Source organism: Herbaspirillum huttiense, assembly GCF_004367745.1.
In the GTDB taxonomy this organism is placed as follows: domain Bacteria; phylum Pseudomonadota; class Gammaproteobacteria; order Burkholderiales; family Burkholderiaceae_D; genus Herbaspirillum; species Herbaspirillum huttiense.
The window spans coordinates 572860-594549 of record NZ_CP037993.1 but is presented as its reverse complement, the minus strand read 5'-3'; the positions used below and the strand labels follow the sequence as shown (position 1 = coordinate 594549).

The 21690-nt window shown below is 59.5% G+C and carries 20 protein-coding genes; 2 read left to right on the top strand and 18 right to left on the bottom strand.

What is annotated here, in order from left to right; genetic code table 11:
* Positions 1–11: 11 nt before the first annotated feature.
* Entirely contained in the window at positions 12–1949 is a 1938-nt protein-coding gene (locus E2K99_RS02695; protein WP_134221261.1) for an ArnT family glycosyltransferase, read from the top strand.
* A 34-nt stretch (positions 1950–1983) separates the two neighbouring features.
* Here the strand turns inward: E2K99_RS02695 and E2K99_RS02690 are convergent, their stop codons facing one another.
* Genes E2K99_RS02690 through rfbB form a run of 9 tightly spaced genes read right to left on the bottom strand, consistent with a single transcriptional unit; the run spans position 1984 to position 12672 of the window.
* Positions 1984–3093, bottom strand: a complete 1110-nt coding sequence (locus E2K99_RS02690; RefSeq protein ID WP_134221260.1) for a glycosyltransferase family protein — start codon at positions 3091–3093, stop codon at positions 1984–1986.
* Between the two features lie 4 nt (positions 3094–3097).
* Positions 3098–4192, bottom strand: coding sequence for a non-hydrolyzing UDP-N-acetylglucosamine 2-epimerase (gene wecB, locus E2K99_RS02685; protein WP_134221259.1), 1095 nt, complete (start codon positions 4190–4192; stop codon positions 3098–3100).
* Between the two features lie 55 nt (positions 4193–4247).
* Positions 4248–7196 (bottom strand): glycosyltransferase, encoded by a 2949-nt coding sequence (locus tag E2K99_RS02680; RefSeq protein ID WP_134221258.1) that lies wholly within the window; start codon positions 7194–7196, stop codon positions 4248–4250.
* Positions 7193–8443 (bottom strand): ABC transporter ATP-binding protein, encoded by a 1251-nt coding sequence (locus E2K99_RS02675; RefSeq protein WP_134221257.1) that lies wholly within the window; start codon positions 8441–8443, stop codon positions 7193–7195. Before E2K99_RS02675 ends, E2K99_RS02680 begins: the two co-directional genes overlap by 4 nt.
* Positions 8433–9272 (bottom strand): ABC transporter permease, encoded by an 840-nt coding sequence (locus tag E2K99_RS02670; protein ID WP_134221256.1) that lies wholly within the window; start codon positions 9270–9272, stop codon positions 8433–8435. Before E2K99_RS02670 ends, E2K99_RS02675 begins: the two co-directional genes overlap by 11 nt.
* Before the next feature lie 8 nt (positions 9273–9280).
* Entirely contained in the window at positions 9281–9829 is a 549-nt protein-coding gene (rfbC, locus tag E2K99_RS02665; RefSeq protein ID WP_134221255.1) for a dTDP-4-dehydrorhamnose 3,5-epimerase, read from the bottom strand.
* Positions 9826–10728: a glucose-1-phosphate thymidylyltransferase RfbA gene (rfbA, locus tag E2K99_RS02660; RefSeq protein WP_134221254.1), complete on the bottom strand. Its 903-nt coding sequence runs from the start codon at positions 10726–10728 to the stop codon at positions 9826–9828. Before rfbA ends, rfbC begins: the two co-directional genes overlap by 4 nt.
* Positions 10718–11608 carry a dTDP-4-dehydrorhamnose reductase gene (gene rfbD, locus E2K99_RS02655; RefSeq protein ID WP_134221253.1) on the bottom strand — a complete coding sequence of 297 codons (891 nt, stop codon included), beginning with the start codon at positions 11606–11608 and terminating at the stop codon, positions 10718–10720. The genes rfbA and rfbD overlap by 11 nt, the downstream gene beginning before the upstream one ends.
* A complete protein-coding gene (rfbB, locus tag E2K99_RS02650; RefSeq protein WP_134224010.1) occupies positions 11605–12672 on the bottom strand; it encodes a dTDP-glucose 4,6-dehydratase in 1068 nt (355 codons plus the stop codon). The genes rfbD and rfbB overlap by 4 nt, the downstream gene beginning before the upstream one ends.
* Positions 12673–12833: 161 nt before the next feature.
* Between rfbB and E2K99_RS02645 the strand changes: the two genes are divergently transcribed.
* Positions 12834–13649 (top strand): symmetrical bis(5'-nucleosyl)-tetraphosphatase, encoded by an 816-nt coding sequence (locus E2K99_RS02645; protein ID WP_134221252.1) that lies wholly within the window; start codon positions 12834–12836, stop codon positions 13647–13649.
* On the opposite strand, the gene E2K99_RS02640 is transcribed toward E2K99_RS02645, so the two are convergent.
* The 9 genes from E2K99_RS02640 to E2K99_RS02600 all read right to left on the bottom strand — a co-directional run bounded on the left by E2K99_RS02640 (position 13579) and on the right by E2K99_RS02600 (position 21681).
* Positions 13579–14379, bottom strand: a complete 801-nt coding sequence (locus E2K99_RS02640) for a lysophospholipid acyltransferase family protein (protein WP_134221251.1) — start codon at positions 14377–14379, stop codon at positions 13579–13581. The genes E2K99_RS02645 and E2K99_RS02640 overlap by 71 nt on opposite strands.
* A 136-nt stretch (positions 14380–14515) precedes the next feature.
* Complete coding sequence (locus tag E2K99_RS02635; RefSeq protein ID WP_039789323.1) at positions 14516–15802, bottom strand: dihydroorotase; 1287 nt, start codon at positions 15800–15802, stop codon at positions 14516–14518.
* Between the two features lie 62 nt (positions 15803–15864).
* Positions 15865–16824, bottom strand: a complete 960-nt coding sequence (locus tag E2K99_RS02630) for an aspartate carbamoyltransferase catalytic subunit (RefSeq protein ID WP_017454302.1) — start codon at positions 16822–16824, stop codon at positions 15865–15867.
* Complete coding sequence (pyrR, locus tag E2K99_RS02625; protein ID WP_134221250.1) at positions 16817–17329, bottom strand: bifunctional pyr operon transcriptional regulator/uracil phosphoribosyltransferase PyrR; 513 nt, start codon at positions 17327–17329, stop codon at positions 16817–16819. The genes E2K99_RS02630 and pyrR overlap by 8 nt, the downstream gene beginning before the upstream one ends.
* On the bottom strand, positions 17326–17712 hold the full coding sequence (gene ruvX / locus E2K99_RS02620; RefSeq protein ID WP_134221249.1) for a Holliday junction resolvase RuvX: 387 nt from the start codon (positions 17710–17712) through the stop codon (positions 17326–17328). Before ruvX ends, pyrR begins: the two co-directional genes overlap by 4 nt.
* A 16-nt stretch (positions 17713–17728) precedes the next feature.
* On the bottom strand, positions 17729–18487 hold the full coding sequence (locus E2K99_RS02615) for a YqgE/AlgH family protein (protein WP_198516533.1): 759 nt from the start codon (positions 18485–18487) through the stop codon (positions 17729–17731).
* 90 nt (positions 18488–18577) lie between these two features.
* Positions 18578–19993, bottom strand: a complete 1416-nt coding sequence (locus E2K99_RS02610; RefSeq protein ID WP_134221248.1) for an amidohydrolase family protein — start codon at positions 19991–19993, stop codon at positions 18578–18580.
* 28 nt (positions 19994–20021) lie between these two features.
* Entirely contained in the window at positions 20022–20825 is an 804-nt protein-coding gene (locus E2K99_RS02605; RefSeq protein WP_039789316.1) for an ABC transporter permease, read from the bottom strand.
* The gene (locus E2K99_RS02600; RefSeq protein WP_134221247.1) at positions 20809–21681 is read right to left on the bottom strand and encodes an ABC transporter ATP-binding protein; all 873 of its coding nucleotides are present in this window, start codon (positions 21679–21681) and stop codon (positions 20809–20811) included. The genes E2K99_RS02605 and E2K99_RS02600 overlap by 17 nt, the downstream gene beginning before the upstream one ends.
* Positions 21682–21690 lie beyond the last annotated feature (9 nt).

Here is a 21690-nt window from a genome sequence, read left to right as displayed (position 1 = left end):
GACGCTAAAGCATGACATTCAAAGTCCAAACGAAATCTGATTGGTACGCCAGTTTGTTGACAGCGCTGGTGATGCTTTGCTTGCTATCTGCCGTTATCGTCAACTTGCAGTTTTCATGGCTGAGCCTGACCACGATACTCAGTTGTCTTCTCACCCTGTCGTTGGTTGCGTGGATCGCTCCTCGTACCGAAGTCATCAGCCATCGATTCACCTTGATGCTCCTGGGTCTAGGTATTCTTGTTTGGTGCTGGTTCGTACAGAGCAACCAGGTCAGCGACTTTGGAGTGTACTTCAGGTGCGGAGCAGAGCATGTGCAGAATTCCTCGTCCTTGCTGGACTGGAGCAAAAAATGCGAGAGCAGCTGGCTACCGGGCTTTGCGACCTACTGGCGTCGGTCATTGCTATACACACTGCCCCTTGGATGGATCAGCAGTGGCTCTTACATTGCACTCAAGCTTTTCAACGGCGTCTGCCACATCCTCGCTATCGCTCTTATTTATCTGTACGTAAGTAGAGAAGCTGGTAGCAAAGCGGGTTTCATTGCCGCGATCGCCCTTTGTTTTCATCCTGAGTTCTGGTTCTCGGCTACCATTGCCACCTCAGACAATCTTGTTATTGTCTTGGAATTGGTCTTCTTGGGAGCAATCGCACGGCTGTGCCGCGCGCCGGACAAGCGCATCGTGTTGATCGTAGTACTGCTTCTGACCTGCATGGAATTACTCCGAAGCGTAGGGCCGATTCTGGTGCTGTTCGTCGTCGCCGTTGTTCCGCTTGCTAATGCACGCAAGCAGCGGTTGCATCTACTGTTGGCTGCAATTGCCTCCATCATCACGCTGACCGGCGTGCAGCTATTGGCAACACGGGCCGGAATGACCGGCCTTCAGTCAAACGGACTTCTGGCTGCACTCGCGGGAAGTGGCGTTACAGCACCCCGAGGCTTTGACGACCTCTACAACTGGAATCAGTACGTCTTACCCAATCTCGCACCAGACTTCCGCCTGAGTGCCTTTATTGGCCTGATCACCCAGGACCTCGCTCGCATATGGAACGGACCGACCTATTGGGCTACCAAGATTGCGACGGTCTTTCAAGGAGAGGGCTACTACTTTTTCTCCACTGCAAATGCACTGGGCTCATCCGATGACTATTTGATTGCAGGTGCTCCAAACCTCCCCCGCAGCACAGATATGTTTGTGATTGTCCGGGCCGTTTCAGTTACCTACTGCGCGTTGGCGCTTGTTGGTCTGTTCAAGCTCCCGCTTCGTATTCGGTCAACGGTGGGAGTGATCTTTGCAGCGATCTTGTTGGCATTCTTTATCGGACCAGGTGAAGTACAAGCCCGCTACGGAATACTTTTGGCACCGCTGCTCTGTATAGGCATTGCCAGCTTGTACTCGACTGATAGCGTCAGCTGGAAGATTGTTCGTGGCCGAGCGTTGAGCATGTTGATGCTCATGGGAGGAAGTACTCTTGTATTAGTGATGGTGCATGGCTATGCCACACATTACCTTAACAGTAGTCCAACCCTGACCTGGAAGATTGAGGCTACGGCTGGACATACCTGTCCAACCACCTCGACAGAGGTACAGCCATATAAGGTGACGGTTGCAGCACGCCCACTCGAATGTGAGAAGCTGACCATGTTGCCGCAGCGAATTAGCGGAAAAATTACACTTTATGTCTCCCGCGAACCGGTTATTGCAAGGTGGGACACGCGAGCTTTTCCTGCGGTTCATCTAGAATTTGTTCTTGTCGACAGCTCAGGGAAAAGGACTGTCATTTCTGAGGTATTGCCTTCGCTGGCGAGAATCATGAAGATTCAGATCCCTGTGTCGAGAGATATCCGCTTCATTGAATTGCACACAAAAGCGGAATCATGGGAAAACGGAAAGATTGCACTTAGCTATTTCCATGATGAAAATCGCGTCATTAACAATTTAAATCAATAATTTTTTCGGCACCCGACAGTTGTCAATACTAGTTTTAGCCTGAGTTTCCATTGAAGGCGAAATCAAACCGATAGTCCCATGAGTTCTTTTCTCTGAACCCGAGGACCTTATCAGGAGATGCCGGGAATTCCAGCGCGGATCCAATCAGCGACTGCACCGAGCCCACAGGCAGAGATGGCTCAAGGATGAAGACCCCCGGATCGCGACGATGCTCACGCATTTCGCCGAAAGCAGACGAAATAACTGGCAGGCCCAAAGCGCGGTACTCGTAATATTTAATGGGATCGACGCCGTTAGTGAGTCGATTGAGCTTGAAAGGAATGAGTCCCACAGCGAACGAATTCATAACAGCCAACGCCTCTTCGTGGCGGCACGGCGGGAAAAATTCGATATTGGCGGGAAGCTGCACCGAGGCCGGATTGAAAATAGGCCCAACCAAATGGACCGGGAGGTCTGGACGTGCGTTTGCGATCAAGAGAAGCATCTCCCAATCAAACCAGGGGCCCATTGTTCCCACATAACCAAGGACAGGTTTTTTGGGAACGCGTATTGCAGGCTCAGGCAGCTTGCTCTGGTCGCAAGCATTTGGCACAAATTCGACCCGTTTGAACTGGGACCACTTCGAACATAATTCAGTAGAAGAAGCCCAGATCTCATCTACCTTTGCGGCGACGGCCTGCTCCTTGAGCGCCATCGAACGCTGGGACCACCCAGAGTAGAACGCAGGAAAATCATCCATTGCGTCGTAGATGCTGCGAATGAATCCACCGCGACCCAGCAATTCCAATGCCAGTAGAGATGGTTTGCCGAGCACGAGCACCGTATCGTCTTCCTGCTGCAGCTTCCTCGCCGCGGACAATACGGGCTTCCATCCAGAAGCATTTAGCCTCGACAGCATCGGCAGTGGCTCCAGCGGCAATGCCCGTACCGACAAACACTCCATTTGCGGTGCCAGAGATTGTGGCGAGGTCACTGCTGCTTCTTTCTTGCGCTTCAGATCAGACCACTGAGGCAAACGCGTCGGGTAAGGATCAACCCAAAGAATTTTTCCATCATGCCGCTTGCCAAACCACTCAACGAACTTGTGTGGCCGCTGTGCAAAGCTTGTCAGCGGCACTGGTGAAAGGTAAACCAGATTAGGCATTGCCTCAGCTCTTGAGGACGTCAACAGTACGGCGCGCCGCCTGCCCATCGCCATAGGGTGACACGCCCTTGGCCATCGACGCATACAAGGCCTCGTCATCCAGCAGCGCCTGTGCATTCTCCAGAATTGCGTCGTAATTGGGGCCGATGAGCTTGACGACACCAGCATGCACGGCTTCCGGTCGTTCGGTTTCGTGACGCAATACAAGTACCGGCTTGCCCAGTGCCGGGGCCTCTTCCTGCACGCCACCCGAATCAGTGAGGATCAGGTAGGCACGCTGCATGGCACCCACGAACGGCAGGTAATCCAGCGGCTGGGACAGGATGATACGCGGATCATCCGCCAGCTCGGCGTGAACCACTGACTGCACATTGGGATTGGGATGAACCGGGAAAAGGACCTGGATATCCGGATTCTTTCTCACCAATTCCTTGACCGCCTTGCAAATGGCTTCGAAGGGCTTGCCGAAATTCTCACGACGGTGCGCCGTAACGAGCACCAAGCGTTTGGACTGGTCCAGGTCGATTCCGATTTCCGGCTGGCGCGACGAGACCGAATGCAGCGCATCGATCACGCTATTGCCGGTCACGAAGATCTGGTTGTCAGGCACACCTTCCTTGAGCAGATTCTGGCGTGAGCTTTCGGTGGGCGCGAAGTGCCAGCGTGCGAGGCGACCAGCCACCACCCGATTCATTTCTTCCGGGAACGGATTCTGCATGTCGCCGGTACGCAAACCGGCCTCCACGTGCCCGAAATCGATGCGATGATAGAAGCATGCGAGTGCAGCCGTCAGCACAGTCGTTGTATCCCCTTGCGCAAGTACCACGTCCGGCTTCTCTTGCAGCAGCACTTCATCGAAGGCCTGCAGCAAGCGAGCTGTCAGTGCAGTCAGCGCCTGGTTCGGTCGCATGATGTTGAAATCAATGTCCGGAGTGATGCCGAACACATTGAGAACCTGATCCAGCATCTGGCGGTGCTGCGCGGTCGCCAGTACCTTGACGTCGAAAGCCGGATCGGCGCGCAGCGCCAAGATGATCGGTGCCATCTTGATGGCTTCAGGGCGCGTGCCCACAACACAGATGATTTTCTTGGTGGTCATAGGTATGTCTTCGGATTAAGTGATTTTGCTCGACGTCGGGACCAGTATCCCTCTCTCAGACGTCGTCCTTGCTGATGTCATATTGATGCGGTTCCCACCGCCCCCATTTGGACTCGTAGATCGCACGATTTCGGTCCACCAGCGCCTGCCGGTCCTTGGACAGCATCTTGTTGAACGATGCTGACAGGTGGTGGTGAATAAATACGTCACGCACGCACAAGACGCGCAGGCCCTGTTGCTCGACACGGCGGCAATAGTCATCATCCTCGAAGAAGCCAAGACCATATTCCTCGCACAGCGGTCCGCACTTCTCATAAGTGGAGCGCGGCATCATGACACAGAAGAATGCGGCAGTCTTGAGCGGGAAGGCCTTGCCCATGCGGCGCAGCGTGTAGAAGGCTGCCTCCTGTGGCATCTCGGTGGGATCGGTATAGGTCGTACGGATCTTTGCCTCGTTGCCGATATTGTTGGTCACCGGTCCGACCAGCCCGATGCTGGTATCCTGCTGCAGATGACGCATCATCGTCAACGCCCAGCCCCGGGTGGCAATCGTGTCGTTGTTGAACAAAGTCAGGTATTGGCCCGTCGCGGCCTCCAGACCGATATTGTTACCCGCGGCGAAACCGACGTTGGTCTCATTGAGGATGATCTTCACATCGGGATGGGCCTTGCCGAATTCGGTAAGATAGGCCACGGAACCATCGGTGGAAGCATTGTCGACTACAATGATTTCCAGATTCGGATAATGGCTCCGGGTAATGAGGCTATCCAGGCAGGCCTTCGTGAGATCGAGGTTATTGTAAGTCAGCACGATGACACTAATCCTGGGCATGCTCAAGCCCGCCAGCGCAGTGCTGAACTCCTCGGCACGATGTTGCCAGGTCTGGCGTTTAGCAAACGCGCGGCGTTGTTCGATCTCGGTTTCCGAACTCGATATGGCTAGGCGTTTCTTGACCATCTCAGCAAACTGGTCGTGCGAACTCGCTGAATCGACCAGCTCGCCAAACTGCGCAATCTCTGGCAATTCTGTGCTGACTACCGGTTTACCGGCGGCCAGATATTCATACACTTTGACCGGGTTGGTGGCCAAGGTCAGCGGAATGACCTTGAAGGGTAGCAGACAGACATCGAAAGCATAGAGGTAATGGGTCAATTGATCGTAAGGTACTTCGCCAGTCATGACCACGTTGGGCAAGCCCTTCAATGCGGTGCCAGCCTGCGCCGTGTCGTTCCCCACCAGCAGCACTAGCGCATCGGGATTCTCACTGGCCAGCCGACGGACCAAGTCAAGATCAAACCATTCGGCAATAGCCCCGTAGTAACCAATGACCTTGCGTTTTCGCGCATCTTGGTAAGCCTGTTGCGGTGCCTTGGCGAATCGCTCGTATTCGCATGCATTGCGTACTGTGGCCAGGCTGCGAGCCTTGTCACGAGCCATATCTTCAAGCCACGAAGAGGTCGTCACCACAAGGTCACTTGAGGCCATCATCTTGTGTTCGAGATCGATCAGCTCGCGTGGCACGTTGCCAAATCCCTCGTGGTGATCCATGCAATCGTAAACCAGCAGGGAATTGGGAACCGAACGCGCCAGCGGGTACCAGTAAGCATGCTCTACCACTGATATCGAGGACAATGCCGCCTGATCCAGCAAGACTTTCGCCAAGCTTGCACGCAGCCGGTCCAGCTCGGCCTCGCCGGGCGCAGAGAAGTAGATCGCGGGTGCGCCGCTGACATGCAGCTTGACCTGATACAGCTCCAAGTCGGCGTCCAGTCGCTCAATCTCATAGCCCGGCTCGGGATTGTCGACGAAGTGGTTGCTCAGGAAGAAGACGCGCGCACCATTCTGGGCGAAACCACGCGCAATTTGTTGCGGACGCTGAATACGGAAGTGCCAGTCGATTACTGAAAAGACCAAGACGTCCCGGACAGGATTCGCCTCAGCCTTGGGGTTGGCGGCGACAAAGCGCTCTACTCGCTCTGGCGCGTAACCCGACGGAGCTGCAGGTGCCGAAATTTGTACCCGACGCATCACGCGCCCGATCAAACGACGCAAATGCTGCTTGGGTCCGGCAGGCAATGGCAAAGCGTTGAAGATCCTCCGCGCCGCGCCGCGCGCATAACGTCTACTGACGTAACGCAAGGGCGCGCCCTCAATGGTCTGGAGACGCTGGTTCACGCGTGAAAGCTGGTCCGACTGGACGGCGATGAGGTCATTGAGCTTGCTGCCCCAGTTGGACATCTCCAAGGCCTGGTCACGCCATTTCGCGAGGTCCTCAGTCAATTCAGTGACTCGCGAATGCAGTTCCTCCAGCTTTTTAGGATCGTGTACTTCGTCCTGCACGAGGCAATCCTGCAGATGTGAAACGACGCCATCCACCCAGTTCGTCTCCGCATAGATCAGGAAGATCTGCTTGCCATGCCAATAGCTTTGACTGATCTCGCCGCAATCAGCCACGCGCGACCAGACCAGGCGGAATCCGTTGGTCAGGCGAGTCGGCAGATTATCGGGAAGGAACGTATGGAAGTGCTCATCGATACGATCCATTTCCTTGTAGGGCAAGGCCAGAACGACGGCCTTGGAGGCATGCCGGGCGATGTTGTTGAGAACCGGAATCGGATCCTCGAAATGCTCCAAAGTATTGGAGGAGAACACGAAGTCAAAACGATCCGGTCGCGAGAATTCCTTCTCTAGCCAATTCTCGCAAGCAAAGCTTGCAACCTTAGCCTGCGAGCTGGCTTTGGCGATGGCGATGTCTGAGAAATCGATGCCCAGAAAACGAGTAGCGTTCAGGCGAGAGGCCCAGTACTCCGTGCCCTGTCCTTCCGCGCAGCCCCAGTCTGCGGCCGTCGAGGTCTGCTTCTTGGCGTAGTCAAGGAACCAGGACGGCAGATTGCGCAACAGGAGGTGAGCAAAGAACACCGACTGTTCTGGCCCCTCGCTCTTGTCCCAGTCATCGGAAAAACGCCGGTTCCAATAGCTATCTGAATTGATCGGATCTGTCACTGTTTGACCTTTAGTTGCTGTTCTATCCTGGGTTGAACCAGTCCGAAGAAATTGGGCGCGAGCGATGAGAAATAATGCGCGCCTTCCAGATACTCGTAGTAGTGGATATCTGCACCCTGCCGGTTTTCCACGGCAGCCACCAGCAGATATTTGCCACTCACGAGCAAGTTATCGAGTGCGAAGCTGATCGAGAAGTGCCGTCCCTCGGCCAAGCAAACCGCCATGTCCTGCTGGGTGGTCGAGACTATCAGATCAGTCCCTTTAAGATCCTTGATCGAGAAGGAAATGCAGAGATGCTCAAGCGGAATATGGTCCGGCAGGCTGATTTCCAGCAGGACCTGGACCCGCTCTCCCCACTCCAGCACATCGCGGCGATTGCCCTGTGCATCGCAGACGCTGGCCGACTTGATCAGCCCCTGCTCGGAGCCCCAATGGGTCGATGGACGCGCATCGATAGCCACGGTCTCCACCGGCGCATCCAGCGTCTGGGCCGTAGGGAGAACATCGTCATCCTGAAACATGAACTCCATATAGCGGCCCGTGACCGGGAATACATCCCCGACCTCTACCAGCGTCCCCTTGTTGATCCAGATAGCGCGTGAGCAGAGGCTGCGTACCGACCCAACATCATGACTGACGAAAAGAATGGTGGCGCCCTTACCTTGGATATCCTTGATCCGTCGCATGCACTTGGCGACGAAACGTGCGTCACCTACCGACAAGGCCTCGTCGACGATGAGGATATCAGGATCGACGTTAATCGCAATCGAGAAGGCAAGCCGCGAATACATACCGCTGGAATAAGTCTTCACTGGACGCTCGATGAACTCCGCCAGCTCAGAGAATTCAATGACATCTTGCATGCGTGCTTCGATCTCATCCCGGGTCAGACCAAGGATGGCACCATTCATGATGATGTTTTCGCGGCCAGTGAACTCCGGATTGAATCCGGCTCCCAGTTCCAGCAGGGCTGCCACCCGTCCGCGTGTCTTGACGGTTCCCGAAGTGGGTGCCAAGGTGCCACAGATCATCTGCAGCAGCGTGGACTTGCCGCTGCCGTTGCGGCCGATGAGGCCGATGGTTTCACCGCGCGCAACCTCGAAAGAAACATCCCGCAATGCCCAAAACTCACGGTAATACTGACGACGGCCGCCGTGAAGCAGTTGCAGCAGGCGGTCACGTGGCTTGTCGTAGATGTGGTGGCACTTGCTGAGACCCTCGACGACGATGGAGGCTTCAGAGGACATCAGCAAATCCTTTACGCGACTTCTGGAAACAGGCGTAGCCCAACCATGCGAGCACCATCGAAGCCAGAAGGTAAATGGCCAATCCCGTCCAATCGGGCAGGCGGCCCCAAATCAGCACATTGCGTGCTTGCTCGATGATGAAGGTCAGCGGGTTCAGCATGATGAGCGTCCGTAGCTTGCCGGGCACGGCATCGACGGGATAGAAGACCGGCGACAGAAAGGTCAACACAGTGGTGGCGATGGCCACGGTCTGCCCCAGATCGCGCAGGAAAACGCCCAGCGCCGCGAGGGTCCAGGTCAACCCTGCAATGACGAGCAGGAATGGCAGCAGCACCAGCGGCGTAAAGACCAGTGTCCAGTGCAGAAAGCCATTGAATGTGACGAATGCCAGCAATAATACCGACAAGCTGATCAACCCATGGAAGACGGCTGCGCCCAGAGAAACCAAGGGCAGTATCTCCAAAGGAAAAACCACCTTCTTGACGAAATTGACGTTCTGGACGATGAGGTGAGGGGCGCGGTTGATGACCTCGCTGAAGAGGTTCAGCACAATCATACCGACGAACAACACTACGGCGAACTGTGTCTGACTCTCGTCGCCGCCGCTCCCCCAACGGCTCTTGAATATCTGGGAAAAAACAATGGTGTAGACCACCAGCATGAAGATCGGATTGAAGAACGACCATGCCACGCCCAGCGCCGACCCCTTGTAACGGCCCACGACTTCACGCTTGGTCATCTGGACCAGCAAGCCGCGATGGCGCACGAGGGACCTGAGCAGGGCCAGCGGGGAAAGGCTGGGGGCTGCGTGTGGATCGACTTCGAGCATAGATGACTTCAATCGAAGTGCTCCGCTTCGTGGAACAGCTTGCCTGCCACATCCTTGGCCGAGAGCAGGGGGGCGTGCCCGGAGAGGGCCCAATCGATGGCCAGAACCGGGTCACTCCACAAAATGCTGCGCTCATGCTCGGGTGCCCAGTAATCGGTTGTCTTGTAGAGGAACTCCGCACTCTCGGACAACACCACGAACCCATGCGCGAACCCCTCCGGAATCCACAGCATGCGCTTGTTCTCGGCGCTCAGCCGCACGCTGTAGTGCTGTCCGAAAGTCGGAGAGCCTTTCCGCAAGTCCAACGCCACATCCAGCACCTCGCCAGCGACTGCGCGCACCAATTTCCCTTGGGGCTGGCGAATCTGATAGTGCAAGCCACGCAGCACATTGCGCGCGGACTTGCTGTGGTTGTCTTGAACGAATTCCACCTGGCGTCCCACCAGCTCGTTGAAGCGACGCTGATTGAAACTCTCGAAGAAAAATCCTCGATCGTCACCGAATACCTTCGGTTCGATCAGCAGGAGGCCTGCCAAGGGCGTTGCTATCGAATTCAAGAGCCTTCTCCCTGCTCATACAAGCGTTGAAGATAGACACCGTAGCCGCTCTTGACCAGCGGTGCAGCCAGCTGTTGCAACTGCTTGGCATCGATATACCCCATGCGATACGCGATCTCTTCCGGGCAGGCGACCTTAAGACCCTGCCGATGCTCGATCGTTTGGATAAAGTTGCTGGCTTCGATCAGGCTCTCGTGGGTGCCGGTATCCAGCCAGGCATAGCCGCGACCCATCATCTCCACGTTGAGCTCACCGCGTTCGAGGTAGAAGCGGTTGACGTCGGTGATCTCCAGCTCGCCGCGTGCCGACGGCTTGATCTCAGCTGCGATGTCGCAAACCTGGTTGTCATAGAAATACAAGCCGGTCACGGCATATTTACTCTTGGGCTGCGACGGCTTTTCTTCCAGGCTGGTGGCTCGGCCATCGGCGTCGAATGCGACCACGCCATAACGCTCAGGATCGTTCACGTGATAAGCAAACACGGTTGCCCCGCTAGTGCGGGTGCAGGCTTGATCCAGCTTGGACTGGAGATCGTGTCCATAGAAAATGTTATCACCGAGAACCAGGGCCGATGGCGAGTTACCGATGAAATCACGTCCGATGAGAAAGGCTTGCGCCAGGCCGTCCGGGCTGGGCTGTTGTGCATAGCTGATGTTCAAGCCCCAGCGGCCACCATCACCCAGCAGACTTTGAAACCGCGAAGCCTCGTCCGGCGTGGTGATGATCAGGATGTCCTGGATGCCCGCCAGCATCAGCGTGCTGAGCGGGTAGTAAATCATCGGCTTGTCGTAGACCGGCAGCAATTGCTTGGAGACCGCCATGGTCACCGGATGCAGGCGGGTACCGGAGCCGCCGGCCAGGATGATGCCCTTGCGGGACACGTTTGTCTTAGTTTTCATGGAGCTCTTTCATCATGCGGGCAACGCCGATTTGCCACGCTGGCAGGACCAGTCCAAACGCGGCCTGGAACTTGCTGCAGTCCAGCCGAGAATTGAGTGGTCGCGACGCCGGTGTGGGGTAAGCACTGGTTGGAATCGGCACAAGTCGGGCCAATTCGGACGGACCACCCAATTCCCTGGCCAGCGCAAACACCTGCTGAGCATAAGCGAACCAAGTGGTTTGACCGGCAGCCGTCAGGTGATAAAGACCTTGGAGCTCTGGATGAGCCAAGGCCTGGACGATGGCATGCGCACTCGCATCGGCCAGCAGTTCGGCACCCGTGGGAGCACCGGTCTGATCGTCGATGACGTTGAGCTGTTCACGCTGGGCACCCAGCCGCAACATGGTCCTGGCGAAGTTGCCACCGCGTGCGGCATAGACCCAGCTAGTCCGGAAGATCAGATAAGCACAGCTGCTGGCAGCGATTGCCTGCTCTCCCTCCAGCTTGGTCTTTCCATAGACGTTCAGAGGACCGGTCAAATCCTCTTCCCGGCGAGCCTGGTGGCCGTTGCCATCAAACACGTAATCGGTCGAGTAATGCACCAGCAGTGCGCCACACTGCGCAGCGGCCATCGCCATTCTCTGCGGAGCCAGCGCATTGACGATACGGGCCCGCTCGCCCTCGGACTCGGCCTTGTCCACCGCAGTGTAGGCGGCGGCATTGACTACAACGTCCGGACTTACGGCAGCAATGGTCTGGGCGATGCCGTCAAGGTCGGCGAGATCGCCGCAATACTCCTGACTGAGGGAGTGCAGGCTGATGAGTTCGCCGAGGGGAGCCAGACTGCGTTGCAGCTCCCAGCCCAGTTGACCATTGCACCCGAATAGCAGGATCTTCATGCCTGACGTCCGGCGTAATTGGTTTCGAGCCATTCGCGATAGTGGCCGGAGCGGACATTGGCGACCCACTCCTGATTGGACAGATACCATTCCACTGTCTTCCGGATGCCGGTTTCAAAGGTCTCAGCCGGCTTCCAGCCCAGTTCCCGCTCGATCTTGCCAGCATCAATGGCATAACGGCGGTCGTGGCCCGGCCGGTCAGTCACGTAAGTGATCTGGGTCGCATAGCCCTGACCATCGGCACGCGGACGCAACTCGTCCAGCAAGGTGCAGACCGTATTGACGATGTCAATATTGGCCTTCTCGTTCCAACCGCCGACGTTGTAGACCTCGCCCGGCGTTCCCGCTTCAAGTACGCGGCGAATCGCGCTGCAGTGATCCTTGACGTAGAGCCAATCGCGAATCTGTCGACCATCGCCGTAGACTGGCAAGGACTTGCCATCCAAGGCATTGACGATCATCAGCGGAATGAGCTTTTCGGGGAAATGATAGGGACCGTAATTGTTGGAGCAATTGGTGGTCAGTACCGGTAGTCCATACGTGTGGTGATAGGCGCGCACCAGATGGTCGCTGGCGGCCTTTGTCGCTGAGTAGGGGCTGTTGGGTTCGTAGCGGTGGGTCTCGGTGAAAGCCGGCGCATGCGGAGCCAGCGAACCATAGACTTCGTCCGTGGAAACGTGCAGGAAACGGAATTGAGCACGTTCGGGCTCATCAAGCTGCCCCCAATACTCCCGGACGGATTCCAGCAGATTGAACGTGCCCAGAACATTGGTCTGCACGAATGCGTCTGGACCATGAATGGAGCGGTCGACATGACTCTCTGCGGCGAAGTTGAGCACCGCGCGCGGACGGTGTTGCTTCAGCAACTCAGCGACCAGCTGACGATCACCGATATCGCCCTGTACGAAGATATGGGCAGCATTCCCTTGCAGCGACGCCAGGTTCTGGAGGTTGCCAGCGTACGTCAGCAAATCGAGGTTGACCACAGGCTCGCCGGTCTGGGCGACCCACTCTACAACAAAATTGGATCCAATGAATCCTGCACCGCCAGTCACTAAAATCATTGCTGTCTTGGCATGGGTCACCACCGCTGGTTACCATACGTAAAGAATGGAAACCGGGTATTTTACCCGAGCCAACCCATGTTGGATCAGTTCTTCCGGGGCGTTTATGAACAGCATCACCTATCATTGTCTCTCTCAATACAAACCAACCAACATTGCACATGGGAAACTACGTCATCGGAGACCTTCAGGGATGCGCTTGCTCGTTGCAAGACCTGCTGAGCATCGAGCAGCTGACGTCGGCCGATCGCCTGATCTTCGCCGGCGACCTCATCAACCGCGGCCCCCAATCCCTTCACACCCTGCGCACCGTGATGCAGATGGGCGAGCGCGCCCGGTCCGTTCTGGGCAACCATGACCTGCACCTGCTGGCCGTGGCCTGCGGCATCCGCCCGGCGCACCGCGACGACACCCTCGACGATATCCTCAACGCCCCCGACCGTGAGGAGCTTATCGACTGGCTGCGCCATCGTCCCCTGGCCATCCACGAACAAGGCCACCTGATCGTGCATGCCGGCGTGCTGCCCCAATGGGACCTGCAACAAGCCCTGGCTCTGGCCAGCGAAGTGGAAACCATGCTGCGCAGCGACCAGTGGATGGACTTCCTGCGCCACATGTACGGCAACCAGCCCGATCGCTGGAGCGATGACCTGACCGGCCACGATCGCCTGCGCTGCATCATCAATGCCTTCACCCGCCTGCGCTTCTGCCAGGCGGACGGGACGATGGATTTTGCGGTGAAGGAAGGCGCGGCGGCCGCGCCGGAAGGACTGATGCCCTGGTTCGAGGTGCCAGGGCGGAGGACCGAAGACGTGACCGTGGTCTTCGGTCACTGGTCCACGCTGGGATTGGTGATGCGGCCCAAACTGATCGCCCTCGACACGGGATGTGTCTGGGGTGGCAAGCTCAGTGCGGTGCGACTTGAGGATCGGGCGCTGTTCCAGGTGCAGTGTCCGCAGGCGCGGCGGCCGGGCTGAGCGATTCCGGCGAGTATCCCAGTCCGGTGGCAATGACTTCACGTGCGGTGCGCGCGAGGTCGCGGCGATGCGCGCCTTCCGTGCTGATCAGAGGCAATTGCTTCAGTTCGGCCGTCATCCCCTTGGACTTGAGGATGCTCATGATGCTCTCGGCGATGGACATGTCCCCGATGAAATCAGCCGCCGCATGCAGCCGGCCCTCGCCATCCACATAACGCAACGCATACGGCTGCACCGGGGCTTTGGCATCGATGGCGGCCTCGAACAGGTTGGCGTGGAAAGGCAGCAGCGTGCCCTGCGCGGCCGTCGTGCCTTCAGGGAAGAAGGCGACGTGCTCGTCCTTCTCGATGCTTTCCACCAGGCCTTTGAAAATGCGCCGCACGTCGCTGGCCTTGCCGCGCGAAATGAAGATGGTGCCGGTCTTGGCGCACAGCCAGCCGATCAGCGGCCAGCTGCGGATTTCCGACTTGGCCACGAAACGGCAGGGCTGCAGCGAGTTGACCACGAAGATGTCCAGCCAGCTCACGTGATTGGACACCAGCAACGAACGCGGAATCGGCAGCGGGCTGTCGATCTTGACGGCGATGCCGCAGATGCGCAGCAGCTTGCGCGACCAACGCCGGATGTGCGCCTCCCGCCCCTTCTCGGAGGTGAACGGGAACAGGAAGGCACAGACCGCCATGCCCTTGAAGAGATGCGCGATCAGGCGCAGCAAACGGAAAACGAACATGGCGTATTCGGGTCTTGATGAGGTCGTGATCGAATCGTCGCGAGGAAAAACCGCTTGATTGAAATTCAAGATCGAGGTTGCCCACAGTCAACCATCGATCAAGAAGAAATCAAACTGAAAATCAAGCGACAGGTTTTCAGCGCTCGAAGGCAATATGCCCCGAGACGATGGTCGCCTTGACCACGCCCGGCAGCTCATAGCCCAGGAACGGGGTGTGCTTGCCCTGGCTGGCCAGCGCCGAGCCCTGCACCTTCCACAAGGTGTTGGGATCAAACAGGCACAGGTCGGCCACGCTGCCCACGGCCAGGTTGCCGGCCTTCAGCCCCGCCACCTTGGCGGCGCGGTGCGTTACTTTCGAGATCGCCTTGGAGAGCACTTCCTTGCCCTCGCCTTCGGTCTCCAGCGCCCACTTCAGCGACAGCGACAGCAGCAGTTCCAGGCCGGTTGCGCCCGGCGAAGCTTCGCCGAAGGGCAGCAGCTTCTCATCGTCATCGACCGGGGTGTGATCCGAGCAGACGGCATCGATGGTGCCATCCAGCAAGGCAGTGCGGATCGCTTCACGGTCGCGCTGCGAGCGCAGCGGCGGCGTCATGCGGGCATTGGAATCGAAGAAGCCGATATCCAGGTCGCACAGGTGGATGTGGTGCACACCCACATCGCAGGTTACCGGCAGGCCTTCGCTCTTGGCCTGGCGCACCAGCTCCAGACCGGCGGCCGAGGACATGCGGCACAGGTGGACGCGGGCACCGGTGGCGCGCATCAGTTCGAACAGGGTGTAGAGCGCAATGGTCTCCGACATCACGGGCACGCCCGACAAACCCAGGCGCGAAGCGGCCGGGCCGCTGTGGGCGATGCCGGTGCGGCCCAGGTGCGGGTCCTGCGGGCGCAGCCAGACGGTGTAGTTGAAGGTCTTGGCGTATTGCAAGGCCGACAGCAGCACGGTGGTATCGGTGATCGGCTCTTCGGCTTGCGAGAAGCCGATGCAGCCGGCTTCGGTCAGCTCGGCCATTTCGGTCAGCGCTTTTCCTTTGAGGCCGGCGGTGAGCGCACCCAGCGGATAGACGTGGGCCTGGTTCAGCGAACGGGCGCGGTGCTTGAGCATTTCCACCAGGCCGGGTTCGTCCAGCACCGGGTCGGTATCGGGCGGGCAGACCAGGCTGGTCACGCCGCCCTGGATCGCGGCCTGCATTTCGGATTCCAGCGTGGCCTTGTATTCGTAGCCGGGCTCGCGCAGGCGGGCCGACAGGTCCACCAGGCCGGGAGCTACGATCAGGCCGGTAGCGTCGATGGTCTTGTTGGCCACGAAGTCGGCCGGGGCCTGGCCAACGCCGACGATCTTGCCGGCGGCCACATACACATCCTGCTGGGCATCGATGCCGTTGGCCGGGTCGATCAGGCGGCCGTTCTTGATATGCAGTTTCATCAGTTCTTGTCTTCTTAACGGATCGTTCAAAACGTCGCGGTGATGGTCGTCGTCACCCGGGTTCAATTGCCAGCCACGATGCTCATGACCGCCATGCGCACCGCGATGCCGAAGGTCACCTGCGGCAGGATCACGGCCTGTGCGCCATCGGCCACGGCCGAATCGATTTCCACACCGCGGTTCATCGGGCCGGGGTGCATGACGATGGCGTCCGGCTTGGCCAGCGCCAGGCGTTCCGGGGTCAGGCCGTAGCTCTTGAAGAACTCCTGCGCCGACGGCAGCAAGGCACCGCTCATGCGCTCGTTCTGCAATCGCAGCATGATGATGACGTCCACATCCTTCAAGCCCTCTTCCATGTTGTGGAAGACGCGCACGCCCATCTGCTCCAGGCCGCTGGGCAGCAAGGTACGCGGACCGATGGCGCGCACTTCCGGCACGCCCAAGGTGGTCAGCGCGTGAATGTCCGAGCGCGCCACGCGGCTGTGCAGGATGTCGCCGACGATGGCCACTCGCAGGTTGGTGAAGTCTTTCTTGTAGTGACGGATGGTGTACATGTCCAAGAGACCCTGGGTCGGGTGCGCGTGGCGGCCGTCACCGGCGTTGACCACGTGGACGTGTGACTGCTTCGTATCGATCAGGTGCTTGGCGATCAGGAAGGGCGCGCCCGATTGCGCATGGCGCACCACGAACATGTCGGCGTGCATGGCCGCCAGGTTGTCGATGGTGTCCAGCAGCGACTCGCCCTTGCTGGTACTGGAGGCCTGGATGTTGAGGTTGATCACGTCCGCCGAGAGGCGCTTGGAGGCGATCTCGAAGGTGGTGCGGGTGCGCGTGGAGTTCTCGAAGAACAGGTTGAAGACGCTCTTGCCGCGCATCAGCGGCACCTTCTTGACTTCGCGGTCGCCGATGCTGACGAAGGACGAGGCAGTATCGAGGATGTGCGTCAGGATAGCGCGCGGCAGGCCCTCGATGGTCAGCAGGTGTTGCAGTTCGCCGTTTTTGTTGAGTTGGGGATTAAGCATGGACCACCGTAAGGGAGAAGCGGCCGTCGTCGGCGCGTTGCAGTTGCAGGTTTTCTTGTTTGCTGAGTTCGACCGAGGCCGCGACGAAATCGGCGGCAATGGGCAGCTCGCGGCCACCGCGGTCCACCAGCGCCGCCAGCAGCACGCGCGCCGGACGGCCATAGTCGAACAGTTCGTTGATGGCGGCCCGTGTAGTGCGGCCGGTGTAGAGCACGTCGTCGACCAGCAGGATGGTGGCGCCCTCGACATCGAAGGGAATTTGGCTGGGCTTCACGTCAGCGCGCAGGCCCTTCTCGGAAAAATCGTCACGGTAAAAGGACACGTCGACGAAGCCCAGGCGCTCGGCCAGGCCCAGTTCGCTGGCCAGGCGTTCAGCCAGCCAGGCACCGCCGGAGTGGATGCCCACCAGCGCAACCTCGGTTGCGCCTTGCAGGCCGGCTTTGATCTGCTGCACCAGGGTCTGGTACAGCGCTTCTGCATCAAGCTGGGAAGGTGTTGTGCTCATGAATGTGCGTCGTCAAAGTATTGCTGCAAAATGATGGCGGCCGCCTGGTCGTCGATCTGTTCGCCGCGCTGGTGCTGGATGACCGCCGAACTGTAGCGTTCATCCACCAGCGTGACCTCGATGCCATAGCGGCCGTGCAACTGGTTGGCAAAGCGGCGGCAGCGCACGCTCATCTCGTGCTCGGCACCGTCCGGATGCAGGGGCAGGCCGACCACGCAGCGCGCCGGTTGCCACTCCGCAATCAGGCGCGCAATGGCCGCGAACTTGCCGTCGTTGGTTGCTTCGCTGATCACCGCCAGCGGCTGCGCCTGCTTCAGGCCGGTATTGCCCACGGCCACGCCGATGCGTTTCAAGCCGAAGTCGAAGGCCAGGATGGTTTCCAATCGTGTCCCTGCGCTCTCAAGCCCGGCCGGCATCGCCGGACAGCATCACCGGATCGATGCCCAACAGGGCCAATGCAGCGGTGAAGCGTTGCTCCACCGGCAACTCAAAAATGATGGCAGGGTCAGCCTTGACGGTCAGCCAGCCATTACGGCCGATCTCGCCTTCGAGCTGACCCGGGCTCCAGCCCGAGCAACCCAGGGTGACCAGCACGCGCTCGGGGCCATCACCGTGGGCCACCGCTTCGAGCACGTCCTTGGAGGTCGTCAGCGCGACCTCATCGGTGACCTGCAGGGTCGAGGAATACTTTTCCGAGGTCGAATGCAGCACGAAGCCGCGCTCCACCTGCACCGGGCCGCCGAACATGACCGGGCGGCGATACAGCTCGGGCATGGCATCGGGGGTGTCGGGCCGGATCTCCAGCTTGAGATTGATGCGGTCGAACAGCACATCCATGGTCATGTCGGTGGGCTTGTTGATGACCACGCCCAGCGCGCCGTTGTGGTTGTGCTCGCAGAGATAGACCACGGTGCCGCCGAAGATCGGGTCCAGCATGGACGGCATGGCGATCAGGAAATGATTGGTCAGATCCAGTTCCAGCGGGGGACGGACCTCGTCAGCGGCATCGTCGCCCTCGGCCTGGCCGCTGGCATCGGAGCCGGCAGCGTGGCGGGAAGGGGCGTCGGAATGGAATGGGTCGAAAGCGCCAAAGGAATCCACGGATTCGTCGAAATCCTCGGCTGAGAAACTGAAGGGAGAATTGCGTCTCTTGATCATCCCGGCATTTTAGCAGTTTTGGCCGGGATCCCATGTGGCTCGTGGGGCAGCGCGCGCAAAGCCGGCCGCATGCAGCCGGCTTTGCTGGCCTCAATTGCCTTCGAGCATTTTTTTGACAGCCTGCCTCGCCTGCGCACCGAGTTCGGCCAGATCCACGCCGGGGATGGCGTCATCGCGGACCACGGCGCGGCCACCGACCCACATTGCCTTCAGGAAAGGCCGACCACCCGAGGCCACGGGGCCGATGGCCGGATCATGCAAGCCAAAGTAGCGCGGATCATCCAGCCGGTACAAGGCAATGTCAGCTTGCTGACCCACCTGCAGGCCCTGCAGCCCGTCCAGGCCGAGCACGCGGGCCCCGCCGGTCGTGCCCCAGCGCACCACATCCTCCACCGTCGCTTCATCGGCACCGCCTTCGAAGGCCCCGCCCCGGAACGTCGGAGTCGCCTCCTGGCCGCGCCGGGCGCGCTGCATCAGCCAGGCGGCGTGCGTTTCCGAGATCATGTCGGCCGCCTCGTTGGAGGCCGCACCATCCACGCCAATGGACACCGGCACGCCCGCTGCCTCCAGCGCCCGGATCGGCGCGATGCCGCTGCCCAGGCGACCGTTGCTTTGCGGGCAATGGGCGATGCCCGTTCCGGTACTTCCCAGCAAGGTAATTTCTTCGGCATCGAGCTTCACCAGATGCGCAAACCACACGTCCGGCCCCAGCCAGCCGATGCGCTCGCAGAATTCCACCGGGCGGCAGCCATGCATGGCGTGTGCGCTGTCCTGGTAGCCGACCGTCTCCGAGAGATGGCTGTGCAGCCGCAACCCCGACTCCCGCGCGGCATCGGCGATGGCGCGCATTTCCTCCGGGGCCGCCGAATAGAGCGGCGTGGTCGGTGCCATCACCACGCGCCGCATCGCAGCGGGCGCAGGATCATGGAAGCGCCTGGCCAGGCGCTGCATGTCGGTCAGGAAAGCATCGAGCGTCTCCGGACGCAATGCACTGGGCAACTCCGCCTCCAGCTGCCGCGTGCGGGTGGCGGTGCCCCGGCACAGGACGAAACGCAGGCCCAGCTTTTCCGCTTCCTCGAACAGGATCTCCGAGGTATCGAACGGCATGCCGGGGTAATACAGGTAGTTGTGATCGGCAATCGTGCCGCAGCCCGAGCGCATCAGTTCGACCATGCCGATGCGCGCAGCCAGGCGGAACAGCTCGGCATCGAATTTGGCGCGATAGCGATAAGGGGTGGCCGCCAGCCAGGGCGTGAGCGTGGCATTGATGCCCAGCGGATCCCCCTTCAACAGCGACTGGAACAGGTGATGATGGGTATTGACCCAGGCCGGATAGGCCACGCAATCACTGGCATCGATCACGTTCTCACCGGGCAGTGCGTCGAGCTTTCCGATGGCGGCAATCACCCCATCGGCCACGCGGATGTCGGGACCGGCGTGGCGCGCGGCCTCGCCGGGCAGGCCGGTCAGGATGGCCTGCAGGTTGCGGATCAAAAAAGTGTTCATGACAGGTCGGCTCCTTGGACAGTCGTCATCATGCCATCTCGCTCTCATGCCAGCCGGCCAGCATGGCACGCGACAACGCACTCATCAGCCAGAACAGCAGGATGCCGGTCAGCGTGATGAGCAGCAGGGCCGCAAACAGACGCGGAATGTTGAGCTGGAAACCCGCCTGCAGGATCTGGTAGGCCAGTCCCGATCCGGTGCCACCGGTGCCTGCCACGAACTCGGCCACCACCGCCCCGATCAGCGCCAGCCCGCTTGAAATACGCAGACCGCCAAAGAAATACGGCAAGGCACTGGGAATGCGCAGGCGGCGCAAGGTCTGCCAGCGCGTGGCCTTGTTGAGCCGGAACAGGTTGAGCAGGCCCGGATTGACGCTGCGCAGTCCCAGCGTGGTGTTGGAGATGATGGGGAACAGCGCCATGATGGTGGCGCATACCGTCAGCGCGGCCGTGGTGTCCTTGACCCAGATGATGATGAGCGGAGCGATGGCGACGATGGGCGTGACCTGCAGGATGATCGCGTAAGGGAAGAGACTGACCTCGATGAAGCGGCTCTGCACGAACACGAAAGCGATGGACACGCCCAGGATCACCGCCAGCACGAAGGCCAGGAAGGTGATCTTCAGCGTGACCAGCAGCGACTCCATCAGCATGCCCCAATCGGCCACCAGGGTCTTGGCAATCAGCGCGGGCGTGGGTACAAGGTAAGGCGGCACCTCCAGCAGCGTGCAGACGATCTGCCACATCAGCAGCAGGGCGATGCCAATGGACAGCGGCGCGACCACGCGCCAGAACCCGGGACGATTGACCAGCGGATCAGTGTTGGGCTTCATGGCCGTCTCCTTGCTGGTTGGCCAGCGTGAGGTAATCGGAAAGCGTCTTGCAGTACTGCATGAAGGGGGCCGAAATACGGAAAGCTTCATCGCGCGGACCGTCCACCTCGATGGCCACATCCGCAATCACCCGCCCGGGGCGGGCTGCCATCACGATCACACGCGAGGACAGGAACACCGCTTCATAGATGCTGTGGGTGACGAAGACCACGGTCAGGTCCTGCTTGCTCCAGATATCACGGAGGTCGGCATCGAGCTTGTTGCGGGTGAATTCGTCCAGAGCCCCGAAGGGCTCATCCATCAGCAGCAGGTTGGGCGAGGTCGCCAGCGCACGGGCAATGGAGGCCCGCATCTGCATGCCGCCCGACAGTTCGCGCGGCAGCACCTTGTGAAATTTTTCCAGGCCCACCAGTTTCAAGGCCTCGGCCACGCGCGCATCGGCCTGCGCGCGCGGCACGTGGCGCAGCTCCAGCGGCAGCCTTGCGTTCTGCTCCACCGTGGCCCAGGGCATCAGGGTGGCTTCCTGGAACACCATGGCCAGCGTGCGTTCAGGCGTGCCCACCGTGGCCAGGTTGCCACCCCACCAGCGGATGTGGCCGTGGGACGGTTCTTCCAGCCCGGCAAACATCTTCAGCAAGGTGCTCTTGCCGCAGCCCGAGGGGCCCAGCAGCGAGACGAACTCGCCGCGCCCGATATCGAGCTTCACCTCGTCCAGCGCACGCGTGCCGTTGCGATAGGTCTTCTCCACCCGCTGTGCCGAGAGCACCGGCGGCGCATCAGACACAGCGGCCACCGCGGCCGCCCTCTCCTGCTCCCATGCCGCGGCCTGCGACATGGCGAATTCATCTCTGTCCATGGGATCTCC